The following is a 14,521-nucleotide window of genomic DNA, read 5'->3' on the forward strand; positions in this document are numbered from 1 at the left end:
GGTCGCCGCAGCCCGCATGTTCGCGAGCGGCACCAGGGGGTCTGCCAGCACCGGCACCGGGCCGGAGATGGCGGGCCACGGCACGCTGACCCAGTATCTCGTCGCCAGCCTCAACATCCTGTGCGGGCGCTTCTGCCGCGAGGGCGAGAAAAGCTCGATCCCGCGCATCTTCACGCCGGTCACGCCGCGCCGCGCGCAGGTCAACCCGCCGATGAAGCTGTGGGGCGAAGGCTATGCCGCATCGCGCTTTCGCGGGCTGACCAAGCTGATGTTCGAGATGCCGTGCAACGTGTTGGCCGACGAGATGCTCACCCCGGGCGAGGGCCAGGTGAAGGCGCTGATCTGCATCGGGGGCAATCCGGTTGTCGCCTTTCCCGATCAGGACAAGATCACCCGCGCAATCGACGGGCTGGAGCTGTTCGTCACCATCGACGTGCGCGCCGAGAGCGCCTCGGCGAAGCGCGCCGACTATATCCTTGCGCCCACCATGTGCCTCGAGCGCGACGACATCTCGTCGCTGTCCGAATGGTGGTATGAGATTCCCTACGCCCGCTATGCCGAGGCACTCCTGCCAGCCCCTGAGGGATTGCTCGACGAGTATGAAATGCTCTGGGGTCTTGCCAGTCGCCTCGGCACCGGCCTGAAGCTCGCCGGTGGCGCATGCCCGATGGATGCCTGCCCGGACAAGGCGAGCTTCCTCGATCTGGCGGTTGCGGGCTGTCTGGTTGCGCCCAGCCAGGTGCGCGCCGACAGCGAGGATGGCCGCCCGGTGATCTATCGTGACAAACATCCCATCGTGGAGCCTGCCGAGCCGGGCCATGAGGCGCGGTTCGATCTCAACGGCGGCGATCTGCCCGCGCAGCTGATCGCTTATGGCCAGAATGACCCGGTTAACAGCGGCTATCCCTTCCGGATGATCTCGCGCCGGAGCCGCCACCGTTTCAACTCGACCGGCGGGCACCTCACGGCGCTGAAAGCCAGGCGCACCACCAATCCGGCACACATCCACCCGGATGACCTTGCCGATCTTGGCGTCGACGATGGCGAAATGGTCCGCATCGTCTCGCCGCATGGCGAACTGCACGCGCTCGCCAAGGCATCCGACGCATTGCGGCGCGGCGTCGTCTCGATGGCGCATGCCTTTGGCGATGTTGACGCAGGGCCGGACGACGTGGCGATGCGCGGCGCCTCAACCAACCGGCTGGTCAGCGAAACCGTCGGCTATGATCCGATTACCGGCCAGGCGCTGCAAAGCGCCATCCCGATCAAGGTGCTGCGTGTTTGAGGGGGCATCCCAGGCCCTCCCCCAGCAAGCCGGGGGAGGATTGAATGTGATCGCAATCCACGCCATCACTGCGCGCATGCCATTTACCCCAGTTACGCCCGCCGACATTGCGCCCGGAACCACCCGGTTTGTCGAGGTCGAGGGCGCAGCATTTCTGGTCGCGCGCGATGTCGATGGCTGCGTGCACGTGCTCGACGGGCTGTGCAGCCATGCGCTGTTTCCGCTGGAGGGCGCACGCATCCGGCGCGGCAGCATCATTTGCCCGCACCATGGCGCGCGCTTCGATCTTGCCACCGGCGCTGCCAAGGGCCCGCCCGCGCATTGCGGCATTGCACATTATGCTGCGCGCGAGCGCGACGGCATGATCGAAGTGGACATCGCCGCATGATGTTCGACATCAGGGGCAAGGTCGTGCTGGTCACCGGTGCGGCATCGGGCATCGGCGCGGCAACCGCGCGGCTGGCGCATGAGCGCGGCGCGTTTGTCGTTGCCACCGACATTGACGGCCCGGCCATCCAGGATTTCGCCGCCAGCAGCTTGTGCGTTGGCCTGACCCATGATGTCACCGATCCGGATGACTGGGACCATGCCATCGGCGCGGCGGTGCACCATTTTGGGCGGCTAGACGCGCTGGTCTCCAACGCGGGCATCGTCAATTACGAACCGATCATCGACCTCGATCTCGCGCGATTCCGCGCGCTTACCCGTGTGCATGTCGAAGGCAGCTTTATCGGCATGCAAAAGGCGGTGGCGCAGATGCGCCAACAGGCGGATGGCAAGCCGGCAACCGGCAGCATCATCCTCACCGCATCGGTGATGGCCAATTGCGCGGCCCCGGCGATTTCTGCCTATGCCGTGGCCAAATCGGCAATGGCCAACATGGCGCGCGCGGTGGGCGTGGAGCTGGGCCGCAAGGGCGACATGATCCGCGTCAACGCGATCTGCCCTGGCCCGACGCGCACTCCGCTGCTCGAAGGCGCGTTGCCCGCAGGTGCGATGGATGATCCCGCACACTGGACAGACGTGCCGCTTGGCGCGGCGCAGGAACCCGAGGACATTGCCGAGGGCATTTTGTTCATGATTAGCGACGAATCCTCGTTCATGACCGCCACGCAAATGGTGGTGGACGGCGGGTGGAGCCTGACATGACCAGGACCGTCATCATCACCGGTGCTTCATCGGGCATTGGCCGCGCGACTGCATTGCGCATGGCGCGCGGCGGCTATCATGTCGTTGCGACCGGGCGCAGCCAGCAGCGCGGCTTTGATACTGTGCGCGCCGTGCAGGCGGCTGGCGGCACAGCGGAGTTCCACAGCTTCGATGTGACGTCCGAAAGCGAATGGACCGCCTTTGCCGATATCGTCACCGCGCGACACGCATCGGTGGATGCGCTGATCAACAGCGCTGGGACATTCTTTTCCAAATCGTTGCCCGATACCACGCTCGAAGCGTTCCGCGACCTGTGGACCGCCGATGTAGAGAGCGTGGTGCTGGGCACCAAATACGGCCTGCGGATGATGCGCGATACGCGTACGGGCGGCTCCATCGTCAACATCTCCTCGCTCGCCGGGCTGATCGGGCTGGAGGATTGCGCCGCCTATTGCGCGGCCAAGGCAGCGGTCACGCACTTCAGTCGCGTGGCCGCGCTGGAGGGCGCCCAGCTCGATCCAAAGGTGCGGGTCAACTCGCTCAACCCCGGGGTGATCTATACCGAGATGATCACCGGCGCCTATGGCGACAGCGACGCGGTGAAGGCGTTTGTGATGGATGGCAATGCGCTGCAACGCGTCGGCACGGCCGAGGACATCGCCAGCGCCGCCGCATTTCTCGCGAGCGATGCATCGCGCATGGTCACAGGCACCGCGATGCTGGTCGACGGCGGACGCGGTGCAGATTGAGCGCACCTGCGGTTGGCGGTCCCCCTCCCCGAGAGCCGCGCGCTAAGGAATGAAAGCCCTGGAGATTTTTGCATGACCACCAACCGTCAGTTCAACCTCAAGCGCCGCCCCGAAGGAGCACCGGTCGCAGACGATTTCGCACTGGAGGGCGCGCCGCTGCCGAAACTGGCCGATGGGCAGTTCCTGATCCGCAACCACTATGCCTCGCTCGATCCGGCAATGCGCGGCTGGATGTCCGATGCCGACAGCTACATGCCGCCGATCCCGCTGGGGGCGCCGGTGCGCGCGAGCACCATCGGCATCGTCGAGGACAGCCGCGCCGAAGGCTTTGCCAAAGGCCAGTGGGTGATGGGCCTCAATGCCATCGAGGATTACTCGGTCGGCACGCTGGGCGGCTTTACCCAGCCGATCGACCCGGACGCCGTGCCATCGGTGACCAACTATCTCTCGCTGTTCGGCGCGGTCGGAATGACCGCCTATTTCGGCCTGCTCGACGTATGCGAACCCAAAGCAGGCGACGTGTTGCTGGTCAGCGGCGCGGCAGGTGCGGTGGGCTCGCTGGTCGGACAGATCGGCAAGATCAAGGGCTGCACCGTCATCGGCATCGCAGGCGGCGCGGAAAAATGCGCACGGTTGACCGCGCGCTACGGCTTCGACCACGCCATCGATTATCGCGGCAAGGACCGCGCCGCGCTGGATGCGGCGATCAGAGCTTTGGCACCCGATGGGGTTGATGTGATCTTCGAAAATGTCGGCGGCGACATTCTCGATGCGGGGCTCAACAACCTGCGCCATGGCGCGCGCATCGGGCTGTGCGGCCTGATCAGCGAGTATAATGCGCCCGGGCCGGTCGGTGCGCGCAATCTGTGGCAGCTGATCGTCCATCGCGCCTCGATCCGAGGGCTGCTGGTCGCCGATTTCGTGCCGCGCTTTGCCGAAGGTGCCGTGCAGCTGGGGGCATGGGCAGCAGAAGGCAGGCTGATCGTCGACGAGCATATCGACGAGGGGCTCGACAACGCCCTGCCAGCCTTTATGCGACTGTTCGAGGGTTCCAACCAGGGCAAGATGATCCTAAAAATCGCCTGATGCCGCGCAGCCTGATTGTCGCCTGTCTCCAGTTCGGCGATGGTCCGGCCAACGATGCCAATCCAGCTGAAGGACATAAGGACATGAGCAGACTGCAAGGGCGCAAGGCGCTTGTCACCGGCGCTGCATCGGGCATCGGCGCTGCGACCGTGAAGCGGTTGCAGGCCGATGGCGCGACCGTGCTGGCGTGCGACATCACCAGCGAAGGCCTGGGCGGCGATGTAAGACACACCGGCAATCTTGCTGATTCAAACGTCATCGCTGCACTGGAGCAGGCTGCCCGGAGCCAGCTGGGCGGGCTCGACATTCTGGTCAACAATGCCGGCGTGTGTCCGGTCGGCACGCTGGATGATCTGACCGACGAACAATGGCAGTTCGGGCTCGACGTCAACCTGCTCGCGCCTGCCCGGCTGACCAAGGCATGTCTGCAGATGTTGCGCGCCTCCAAAGCAGGCAGGGTCATCAACACCGGTTCAATCCTGTCGCGTTACGGCGATGCGGGGCTGGGGGCGTATGTCGCGTCAAAGCACGCCATTTTGGGCTTCACCCGCTCGCTGGCGATGGAACTGGGCAGCGATGGTGTGACCGTCAATTGCGTGCAGCCCGGCTGCATCGTCACCGGCATGACGCGCGGCATGCTCGAGAACGGGGCAGCAGCGGAATATTATCGCGACAAGTCGGCGCTCAAGCGACTGGGCGAGCCTGAGGACATTGCCGATGTCATCGCATTTCTGGCGAGCGACGATGCACGCTTTATCACTGGCCAGGGCATCATCGCCGACGGCGGCGTAATGACCCACAGTTGACCGCCGCCTGAACCATCGTTGTCGAAGCGAGCGATGAGAGCGCGGCTGGAACAGCTTCCTGCTCATCCTAGCATTTTCGCTTATCCCGCCACGCACCCCGGCGCGCTATGACAGGGCATGACAAATCCTAAACGCAGGAGTGGCCAGTGACGGTGGCGGCCGAGCAGCAGAGCTTTTTTCATCCGGACATCCTGTCCGACCCTTTTGCATTCTATCAGGACAAAATCCCGACCGCGCCCGTCTACCATGATGCGGCGAGCGGCCTGTATCTGGTGCTGAGCCATAAGCTGGTGTCAGAGGCGACCGGGCGCGTTGACGAATTTTCCAACAATTTTCAGGTCGTCCTGTCGGGTGCGCGCTCGCAGGACCCCGAAGTCATGGCGATCCTCGAGAACGGCTGGCCGCAGGTTGATACGCTGCTCACCGCCGATCCACCGGTGCACACGCGGTTCCGCAAGCTGGTGAACCTGGCCTTTTCGGCACCGCGCGTGAACAAGCTCGAAACGCATATCCGCGAAATCGCCAGCGATCTGATCGATGAGATGCTGGCCAGGGACGAGATCGATTTTGTCCGCGATTTCGCCATCCCGCTGCCCATCCGGATGATCTCCGAACAATTGGGGCTGACGTCGGAGGACACCAGCACAATCAAGCGCTGGACTGATGCGTTCGTTGACCGGCTTGGCGGGATGGTGCCCAAAGAGCGCGAACTGCAGTGCGCGCGCGAGGTCGTCGAGTTTCAGCACGCGATCAAGGCGCAGATGGACGCGCGGCGCGCCAGCCCCACCGACGACTTGCTGTCCGATCTGGTGCACGCGCAGGTCGAAGGCGAGCGCCCGCTCAATGACGGCGAGCTGCTGTCGATCGTGCAGCAGCTGCTGGTCGCCGGCAATGAGACGACCACGGCCTCGCTGGCCGAAGGCATCATTCTGCTGGCGCGCAACCCGGCAGAGCTCGCCAAGGTCAAGGCCAACCCAAAGATCATCCCGAACATGGTCGAGGAGATCCTGCGGCTGGCCAGCGCGTCCTCTGGCATCTGGCGGGTGATGAAGGCCGATGCCGAGCTGGGCGGCGTGACCATCCCCAAGAATGCGATGGTGATGATGCGCTATGCCGCTGCCAACCGCGATCCGGAGAAATACGAAAATCCCGATGCGTTCATCGCCGACCGCACCAACGCGCGCACCCATCTCGCGTTCGGGCGCGGCATCCATATGTGCGTCGGCAATATGCTCAGCCGCAAGGAGATGACCGTCGCGTTCGAGGAGCTGCTGCCGCGCGTTGCCGCGATCACGCTGACCGACGAGAGCGCCATTGCCTATCCGCCAAACATGATGCTGCGCGGCCCGACCTCGGTGCCGATCCGCTTCGGGGCGGCGGGATGAATTTCGATTATGACGAAAGCCAGCTGCTTTACAGGGCCACGGTAGAGCGGTTTCTGGCCGACTGCGATATCGCAGCGCGCAAGGCCCAGCGCAGCTGCCCCGGCGGCATTGACCGGGCGCGCTGGCAGGCGATGGCCGATCTGGGACTGACCGGCATGGCGCTGGCCGAGGCCAAGGGCGGCATGGGCAGCAGCGCACTCGATCTGGTGGCCGTGGGCGAAAGCTTTGGGATACGCATATCATCGGACAACTGGCTGGAAAACGCGGTGCTGCCGATGCTGCTGCTCGGCGGCGCGCTGCCCGAAGGTCACGCTGCGCTCGATGCTCTGAGCGCTGGTGAGGCGATCGCTGCGCTGGCGCTGTTCGAACCGACCGGGCGGCATTGCATCACGCCGCGCACCACAATCGCGCGTGAATCCGGCGATGTTTTCGTGTTGTCGGGCGACAAGACGCTGGTGTTGGGGGGCATGGCGGCGGACTGGGTGCTGGTTAGCGCTCTGGTCGGCGATATGCCCGCGCTGTTCCTCGTTTCCGCCGAAGCCGGAGGGCTGTTCCGCAAAGGCTATCGCGTCATCGACGGAAATATCGCAGCCTTTATCGAGCTGCGCAATTGCGAGGTGGCGCGCGACGCCAGGCTGCAGCTCAGCTGGAGCGAGATTGAGGCTGCGTTAAGCATGGCGCAGCTGATCGCGGCGGCGGAAATGACCGGCCTCGCCCAGCGGCTGTTCGACGACACACTCGCCTATGTCCGCCAGCGCGAACAGTTCGGCCAGCCCATTGGGCGCTTTCAGGCCATTCAGCATCGCATGGTCGATTGCTACGGGCTGGTCGACCAATGCCGCTCGGCGCTGATTGCTGCCGTGACATCGGGGAGCGCGCACGAGATTGCCGGCATGAAGACGATTATCGCCGAAGCTGCGCTTCACATCGGGCGCGAGGCGGTGCAACTGCACGGTGGCATGGGCACCACCGACGAGCTTGAAATCGGCCATGCGCACAAACGGGTTGTTTTGCTGTCGCAATGGCTCGGCGATAGCGCAACCGGGCTCGATGCCTATGCGCCTGATGCCTTTCGGGTGGCGGCATGAACGCGCTGGTGCCCGTAGCCGATGGCCTGTGGACCGATGAGGCCGCGCCGCGCCTGATCGGCGGACGGAACCGGGGAACGGGCGAGATTGTGTTTCCGATGCCCGGCGGCGATGCTGCGCTGCAATTCGACCCGTTGCCGCTTTCGCGCACGGGCAGCCTGTGGTCATGGACCAGCCAGGATTTCCGCCCCAAGTCGCCGCCCTATGCGGGGCCTGAAGAGTTCGCCCCATATCTGGTCGGCTATGTCGAACTGCCCGGTGAGGTGATCGTCGAGACGCGTATCGTTGATGCGACGCTTGCCAGCCTGTCGCTCGGGATGATGATGGAACTGGTGATCACCGAGTTTGTGAAGGGGCGCACAACGTTTGCGTTTCGCCCGATGGGAGCACGCGCATGAGCGATGTCCACATCATCGGTGCAGGCATCCACCCTTTCGGGCGCACCGATGGCCGGTCAGGGCGCGATCAGGGCGTGTTTGCGGTGCGGCAGGCGCTCGCCGATGCGGGGCTTGAATGGACCGACATCGAATGTGCCTATGGCGGTTCCGAAGGCGCGGGCAATGCCGATATCATGGTCAATGAACTGGGCTTGTCAGGCCTGCCGTTCATCAACGTATCGAACGGCTGCGCAACGGGCGGCAGCGCGCTCTCATCGGCGCGCAACGCCGTCGCTTCGGGCCAGTGCGATGTCGCGTTGGCGGTGGGGTTCGACAAGCATCCGCGCGGCGCGTTCAATGCCAAGCCGGGCGACTGGGGCCTGCCCGAATGGTATGGCGAAACCGGCATGATGCTGACCACGCAGTTCTTCGCGCTGAAAATCCAGCGCTACATGCAGATGCACGGCATCAGCCGCAGGACCTTGGGCATGGTTGCGGAGAAAGCGTTCCGCAACGGCAGCCTGTGCGATCACGCGTGGCGGCGCTCACCGGTCGATCTCGATACGATCCTGAATGCGCCAATGGTCAACGATCCGCTGACCAAATACATGTTCTGCTCGCCCGCCGAAGGCGCGGTGGCGCTGATCATCGCATCGGACAAGAAAGCGCGCGCACTGGGTGCAGACCGCATCAGGATCGCCAGCATCGCGGTGCGCACCCGCCCGCCCGGATCGTTCGAGGTGTTTGCCCCGTCGATCAGCATCGAGCGCGGCGGCAAGCCGACCGAGCTTGCCAGCAAGGCGGCGTTCGAGGCGGCGGGCATCGGCCCTCAGGATATTGACGTGGCCCAGTTACAGGACACCGAATCGGGCGCGGAAATCATGCACATGGCCGAAAACGGCTTTTGTACAGATGGCGAGCAAGAGGCCTGGCTTGCCGAAGGTCGGACCGAGATCAACGGCGCGCTGCCGGTCAACACCGATGGCGGGTGCCTTGCCTGCGGTGAACCCATCGGTGCTTCGGGGCTGCGGCAGGTCTATGAGAATGTCGTGCAACTGCGCGGTCGGGGCGGAGCGCGGCAGGTGCCGGGCAAGCCCAAAGCGGCTTACAGCCATGTCTATGGCGCGCCCGGCCTGTCGGCCGTGGCAATTCTGGAGCGATGAACATGAATGCTTTGGCAGGTGTGATGCGGGGCAAGGTCGTCCTGATTTCGGGCGGCGCAGAAGGCATCGGCTGTGCCACCGGACGGCGCATCGTCGATGAAGGCGGCAGCGTGGTGCTGGGCGATATCCAGCGTGACAAGCTGGACGCAGTCGCCAGCGAGCTTGGCGACAGGGCCATATCGGTGCATCTCGATGTGCGCGATCTGGCGCAATGGGAGGCAGCGGTGAAAGCCGCGCAAGACCGGTTCGGCAAGCTGACGCACCTTGCCAACATCGCCGGCATATCCGAACCGGGCGCTGTGCCCGAGGTCGGGCTGGACAGCTGGCAACGCACCATCGATATCAATCTCAATGGCACCTTCTACGGTTGCCGCGCCGCGATCCCCGCGATCGCGGCGTCGGGCGAATCGGGAGCAATCGTCAATATTGGCTCAATGCTGGCGCTGCGCGTCGGCGCAGAGTTCGCATCCTATTGCGCCTCCAAGGCAGCGGTGACCGCGCTCACCAAGACCATCGCGCTCGATTGCGCCAAAAAGGGCCTGCCGATCCGCGCCAACACCGTGCACCCCGGCGCAATCCGCACGCCGATGTTCCAGCGCTATCTGGAAGCGCTGCCCGGCACGGTGGAGGAAGTCGAAGCGATGTTCGCCGCCAATCACCCGATGGGCCGGGTGGGCGAGGCGCATGAGGTGGTCAACGCGATTGTCTTTCTGCTGTCCGATCAGGCAAGCTTCACCACGGGCCTCGACTTCACCGTCGATGGCGGCGGCAGTTTCCGCAGCTGAGGAGTTTGCAAAAGTCATGGCTGAACGGATCGACGCGCATTTCGTCGCAGCGGGCAAATATCACGATATCGATTTCGCGCGGCTCGAGATGCTCAAGCTGCTCGCCGAGCATGACAATATTCGCACGACGGTGGCGCATGATTATCATGGCGTGGGCGAACGGCTGGAGGCATGCCGGTTTCTCGTCACCTATACCTGCGATCTGATGCCGTACGAGGCCGAGGCGCAGGCTATTGCCGCGTTTCTTGAAAGCGGCGGGCGGTGGCTGGCACTGCACGGCACCAACTCGATCCTGCGCTTCACTGATGCCGGGGTGGACAGCCCCGAAGAGCGCCCCGACGTGATGGAACTGCTGGGCACCCAGTTCAAGGCACACCCGCCCATCGGCGCGCCGTTTACCGTGACGATCACCGATGATGACCATGACGTGACGCGCGGCATCAAGGATTTCGATGTCGTCGATGAACTTTATCTGATGAAGCAGATGAGCGACATCCGCACGCTGGCGCAGACCCGTTTTGCAGGCGAGGCAACCGGCTTCGTCGATGCCGACTGGCCGGAAACCGTGGTCCCGGTGATCTACACCCGGGCGATCGGCAAGGGGGGCATTCTCTACAACACGCTGGGCCATTGCCGCGGGCATTACGACCTGCCGGGGATGGCCGATTTCTATCCGCACCCGGAAAAATGTGCGTGGAACTATCCGGTTTATTATGAACTGCTCCGCCGCTCGATCGTCTGGGCGAGCGGGACAGGCGGGATCTGACGCATGGATATGGATTTCACCCCAGATGAGCTGGCGTTCCAGCACGACGTGCGCGCCTTTTTGCAAACGCACCTGACCGCACGGCTGATCGATGGCGCGCGGCGCACCCCGGGTGTGTTCGTCGAACCCGACATCGGCCTGGAATGGCAGCGCATTCTCCACGAAAAGGGCTGGCTGGCCACGCACTGGCCGGTCGAGCACGGCGGGCCGGGCTGGACCCCGGTGCAGCGTTATATCTTTGAAAAGGAATGCGCATTTGCCGGTGCGCCTGCGCTGCCCGTTCTGGGGCTCAAGCTTGTCGGGCCGGTGATCTGCCGGTTCGGCACGCCCGAGCAGCAGGCGCGGTTTCTGCCGCGCATCCTTTCAGCAGAGGATTACTGGTGTCAGGGCTATTCAGAGCCTGGCTCAGGATCGGACCTTGCCAGCCTGACGACCCGCGCCGTGCTGCAGGGCGATACATACCGCATGAACGGGTCAAAAATCTGGACGACACACGCGCATTACGCCAACTGGATCTTCTGTCTGGTTCGCACCGACAATGATGTCTCGGCGCAGCGCGGCATCACCTTTTTGCTGGTGCCGATGGACCAGCCGGGCATCACCGTCACCCCCATCATCACCATGGCGGGCGACCATGAGGTCAACCAGGTGTTTTTCGATGATGCAACAAGCGGTGTCGAGAACCGCATCGGCGATGAAGGCCAGGGCTGGACCATCGCCAAACATCTGCTGGAGAATGAACGCGGCGGATCGTGTTTCGCCCCCAAGCTGCTGGTCGATATCGACCGGCTGGCGATGACGGCGGGCGAGGTGCCCAGCGGCGTCAACGGGGCCATCGGGCATGACCCGGTGATCGCGCGCAGGCTTGCCTCGCTGCGGCTGCGGGCACGCGCTTTCGAGATCACCGAACTGCGCATCCTGGCAGAGATCGCCAAGGGCCGCCCGCCGGGTCCGCAGACCTCGCTGGTCAAGCTGTTTTCGGCCAATCTCAGGCAGGAGCTCGATACGCTGGCGATGGAAATTCACGGGCTCGCCGGGCTGCAACTGCCGGACGAGCGGCCGCTCTATGGCAACGAGGCACCCGAACCGGTCGGCTCGGTCGATGCGCAACTGGCGGCGGGCCGTTATCTCAACTCGCGCGCCTGGACCATCTTCGGCGGATCGGACGAGGTGCAGAAGAATATCATCGCCAAGACCGTGCTGGGGTTGTGAGAGTGATGGGGTGTGCAGCCCGAAAATCCTCCCCTGCAAGGGGAGGGGGACCACGCAGTGGTGGAGGGGTATCGACTTCGGCGACAGGGTGACACCCCTCCGTCTGCGCTCTGCGCAGCCACCTCCCCTTGCAGGGGAGTATTTGGACAGACACCGCGAAACACACAGGAGAGCCCCCATGGACATCACCAAAATCATGTATCGCCCTGGCCTGATGGCGGGCGAACGCATCCTGATCACTGGCGGGGGCACCGGGCTGGGCAAGGTCATGGCTGAAGCGTTTTTGTATCTGGGGGCGGAGGTCCACACTTGCGGGCGTCGCGGGGCGGTGGCGGAGGAGGCCGCCGATGAACTGATGACCCGCCACGGCGGCAAGGTCGTCGCGCACGCCTGCGATATCCGCAAGCCGGACGCCATTGATGCCATGGTTGAGCAGATCTGGAGCCGCCACGGCGCGCTCACCGGTCTCGTCAACAATGCGGCGGGCAATTTCATCAGCCGCACCGAGGACCTGAGCATCAATGGCTTCAACGCGATTTCGGACATCGTGTTTCGCGGCACGTTCTACATCACGCACAATGTCGGCAAGCGCTTGATTGCGCAAAACGCGCGCGGCAACTTTCTCGCCATTCTCACCACCTGGGTGTGGAACGGCGGGCCATTCACCGTGCCATCGGCAATGTCCAAGGCAGGCATCAACGTGATGACCCAGAGCCTGGCCACCGAATGGGGCCGCCATGGCCTGCGATTCAATGCCATCGCGCCGGGCACCTTCCCCACCAAGGGGATGACCGAGCGGTTGTCCCCCGGCAACGCGCAGGGGCTGCAGGGTCGCAATGCCGATCGCGGCAACCCCATGGGCCGGGTGGGCGAGATGCACGAGCTGGCCAATCTGGCGGTGCTGCTGATGGCGCCGGGCGCGGACTATATCAACGGCCAGACCATCGCCATCGACGGCGCGGGCTATCAGGCAAACGCGGGCAATTTCTACCAGAGCCTGTCGCGCATGGACGACGAGCAATGGGCACAGATGGCGGCAATGATCCGCGGTGCAAATGACAAGGACAAGGCGCAGCGCACCACCTGACCGGCACTCTCTTGCCGAAAATGCACGCATGAAATGTCACATCGCCCGATAAAACCCATCGGTCATCCCGCATTCCGTAGCGTTTTGGTGCGCGATGGCTTAATCTACATCAACGGGGAGCCTGTTCGAATCAAAGGTAAAGCCATGATCGACCATCCATTGCAACGCGTCGAGAGCGCCGAGGGCCGCAACAACCCGGTCAACACCCTGGCCGGGCGCGTGACCATCCGCCGGGTGGACGATATTCGCGATGCTGCCCTGGCCATGCACGAGATGGCACAGGCGCGCGGTTTCCGCGTTGCCGCATGCGACGACATTTCATCGAAGGAACCGATGGTCGATGCCGATGGTGCGATCATCAACGGTGAAATCTTTGGCTGGATGGCCGATGGCGAACGCTGGTGGGAAGACACCCGCCTCGCGCTCAATTCACCGCTGCCGCGTGCCTGCCGCTATGAGAGCGAACCGTTCTGGTGCAATGAAACCGGCATGTTCGGGCGCTGGCGCAATGAATATCTTGAAGAGATGGACCTCACCGATTTCTACAAAAGGTCATTGTGCCATGCCGCGATCATGGTGCCGATCCACCTGCCGTTCGGCCAGATCGGATCCGTGAGCTTCACGCCGCTCGACAAGGAGCTGACCGACCTTTCCGAACCGTTTGAAAAGCACGCCGACCTGATGGCGGCGATGACCCGCCGGTTCATCGCGGGCTATGTGATGGTGATGCGCACCAAGCGGCGCATTCCATCGGACTGTATGCTCTCAAAGCGCGAGGTTGAATGTCTGCGCTGGGCCGCAATCGGCAAGACCGACAAGGAGATCAGCATGATCCTGGGGCGCAGCCATGCGACGATCCGCTACCATATCCACCGCGCGGGCGAAAAGCTCGACGCGGTCAACCGCAGCCAGACCATCTTTAAGGCGGGGCAGCTGGGCTATCTGGGGGCGAGCGACTAACAAGTCCTCTCCTCTCTCCCCTGAAGGGGAGAGAGCCTTTGGCTAACCCAACACCCGCACCGGATCACGCCCGTCCCAATGCTTTGCCGCATCGGCGATCATCGCAAAAAACCCGTCGCTGCCGCTTGCGGGTTGCAGTACCTCGACGACCGCGCCGGCATTGGGCCGTGTCTCGGCAGGTCCGCAATCGGCGTAGAATACCGCGCCGTCCGCCCCCACCTTGCCCTCAACCAGCAGCAGTCCACCACCTGAGACCACCGCCGCGCGCGCCGCAGAAATGTCGGCGGTCAGCAGGCAGATATGGTGCATCGCGCCGCCTTGCGGCAGATAATCGCCGCGATAAATCGATGGCGTGTCGTTGTCCTGCCGGATCAGTTCGATCTGCACATCGCCCCATTGCGCCAGCGCGATGGTGAACCTGCAATCCGATGGCGCGCCGTGAAAGCGCATGTCGTCCAGCGTGATGTTTTCCAGCACAAAGAACGGCCCGACACCCATCATCTGCGTCCAGTGACGCAGCGCTGCATCGAAATCATCGGGCACGAACGCGATCTGCATGGGTGTGCCGATCTCGGCGATAGGCGCAGCGTTCATCCAACGTCCCTTCGGCACTGACTAAACCA

The 14,521-nt window shown here is 63.7% G+C and carries 16 protein-coding genes; 15 read left to right on the forward strand and 1 reads right to left on the reverse strand.

Annotated features, from left to right (window positions below; translation table 11 throughout):
- The 15 genes from ACEW8G_RS11615 to ACEW8G_RS11685 all read left to right on the forward strand — a co-directional run.
- Window positions 1-1,285: molybdopterin dinucleotide binding domain-containing protein (locus tag ACEW8G_RS11615; protein ID WP_373488579.1), on the forward strand; the 1,285-nt coding region annotated here is incomplete at its 5' end.
- A 76-nt stretch (window positions 1,286-1,361) separates the two neighbouring features.
- Window positions 1,362-1,673, forward strand: a complete 312-nt coding sequence (locus tag ACEW8G_RS11620) for a Rieske (2Fe-2S) protein (protein WP_373488580.1) — start codon at window positions 1,362-1,364, stop codon at window positions 1,671-1,673.
- Entirely contained in the window at window positions 1,670-2,434 is a 765-nt protein-coding gene (locus ACEW8G_RS11625) for an SDR family NAD(P)-dependent oxidoreductase (RefSeq protein WP_373488581.1), read from the forward strand. The genes ACEW8G_RS11620 and ACEW8G_RS11625 overlap by 4 nt, the downstream gene beginning before the upstream one ends.
- Complete coding sequence (locus ACEW8G_RS11630; RefSeq protein ID WP_373488582.1) at window positions 2,431-3,183, forward strand: SDR family NAD(P)-dependent oxidoreductase; 753 nt, start codon at window positions 2,431-2,433, stop codon at window positions 3,181-3,183. Before ACEW8G_RS11625 ends, ACEW8G_RS11630 begins: the two co-directional genes overlap by 4 nt.
- A gap of 72 nt (window positions 3,184-3,255) precedes the next feature.
- The gene (locus ACEW8G_RS11635) at window positions 3,256-4,269 is read left to right on the forward strand and encodes an NADP-dependent oxidoreductase (protein ID WP_373488583.1); all 1,014 of its coding nucleotides are present in this window, start codon (window positions 3,256-3,258) and stop codon (window positions 4,267-4,269) included.
- Window positions 4,270-4,352: 83 nt separating this feature from the next.
- Window positions 4,353-5,075, forward strand: a complete 723-nt coding sequence (locus ACEW8G_RS11640; RefSeq protein WP_373488584.1) for an SDR family NAD(P)-dependent oxidoreductase — start codon at window positions 4,353-4,355, stop codon at window positions 5,073-5,075.
- Window positions 5,076-5,221: 146 nt separating this feature from the next.
- Entirely contained in the window at window positions 5,222-6,460 is a 1,239-nt protein-coding gene (locus ACEW8G_RS11645) for a cytochrome P450 (protein ID WP_373488585.1), read from the forward strand.
- On the forward strand, window positions 6,457-7,548 hold the full coding sequence (locus tag ACEW8G_RS11650; RefSeq protein ID WP_373488586.1) for an acyl-CoA dehydrogenase family protein: 1,092 nt from the start codon (window positions 6,457-6,459) through the stop codon (window positions 7,546-7,548). The genes ACEW8G_RS11645 and ACEW8G_RS11650 overlap by 4 nt, the downstream gene beginning before the upstream one ends.
- Window positions 7,545-7,946: a Zn-ribbon domain-containing OB-fold protein gene (locus tag ACEW8G_RS11655; protein ID WP_373488587.1), complete on the forward strand. Its 402-nt coding sequence runs from the start codon at window positions 7,545-7,547 to the stop codon at window positions 7,944-7,946. The genes ACEW8G_RS11650 and ACEW8G_RS11655 overlap by 4 nt, the downstream gene beginning before the upstream one ends.
- Window positions 7,943-9,088 (forward strand): thiolase family protein, encoded by a 1,146-nt coding sequence (locus ACEW8G_RS11660; protein ID WP_373488588.1) that lies wholly within the window; start codon window positions 7,943-7,945, stop codon window positions 9,086-9,088. The genes ACEW8G_RS11655 and ACEW8G_RS11660 overlap by 4 nt, the downstream gene beginning before the upstream one ends.
- A 2-nt stretch (window positions 9,089-9,090) precedes the next feature.
- Window positions 9,091-9,873: an SDR family NAD(P)-dependent oxidoreductase gene (locus ACEW8G_RS11665; protein ID WP_373488589.1), complete on the forward strand. Its 783-nt coding sequence runs from the start codon at window positions 9,091-9,093 to the stop codon at window positions 9,871-9,873.
- Between the two features lie 16 nt (window positions 9,874-9,889).
- Window positions 9,890-10,639 (forward strand): ThuA domain-containing protein, encoded by a 750-nt coding sequence (locus tag ACEW8G_RS11670; protein ID WP_373488590.1) that lies wholly within the window; start codon window positions 9,890-9,892, stop codon window positions 10,637-10,639.
- A 3-nt stretch (window positions 10,640-10,642) separates the two neighbouring features.
- The gene (locus ACEW8G_RS11675) at window positions 10,643-11,851 is read left to right on the forward strand and encodes an acyl-CoA dehydrogenase family protein (protein WP_373488591.1); all 1,209 of its coding nucleotides are present in this window, start codon (window positions 10,643-10,645) and stop codon (window positions 11,849-11,851) included.
- 178 nt (window positions 11,852-12,029) lie between these two features.
- Window positions 12,030-12,938 carry an SDR family oxidoreductase gene (locus ACEW8G_RS11680; RefSeq protein ID WP_373488592.1) on the forward strand — a complete coding sequence of 303 codons (909 nt, stop codon included), beginning with the start codon at window positions 12,030-12,032 and terminating at the stop codon, window positions 12,936-12,938.
- Between the two features lie 144 nt (window positions 12,939-13,082).
- Window positions 13,083-13,898 carry a LuxR C-terminal-related transcriptional regulator gene (locus ACEW8G_RS11685; protein ID WP_373488593.1) on the forward strand — a complete coding sequence of 272 codons (816 nt, stop codon included), beginning with the start codon at window positions 13,083-13,085 and terminating at the stop codon, window positions 13,896-13,898.
- Window positions 13,899-13,940: 42 nt separating this feature from the next.
- Here ACEW8G_RS11685 and ACEW8G_RS11690 read toward each other — a convergent pair whose 3' ends face one another.
- Window positions 13,941-14,492 (reverse strand): VOC family protein, encoded by a 552-nt coding sequence (locus tag ACEW8G_RS11690; protein ID WP_373488594.1) that lies wholly within the window; start codon window positions 14,490-14,492, stop codon window positions 13,941-13,943.
- Window positions 14,493-14,521: the final 29 nt, after the last annotated feature.

The organism is Blastomonas sp., from assembly GCF_041747255.1.
In the GTDB taxonomy this organism is placed as follows: domain Bacteria; phylum Pseudomonadota; class Alphaproteobacteria; order Sphingomonadales; family Sphingomonadaceae; genus Blastomonas.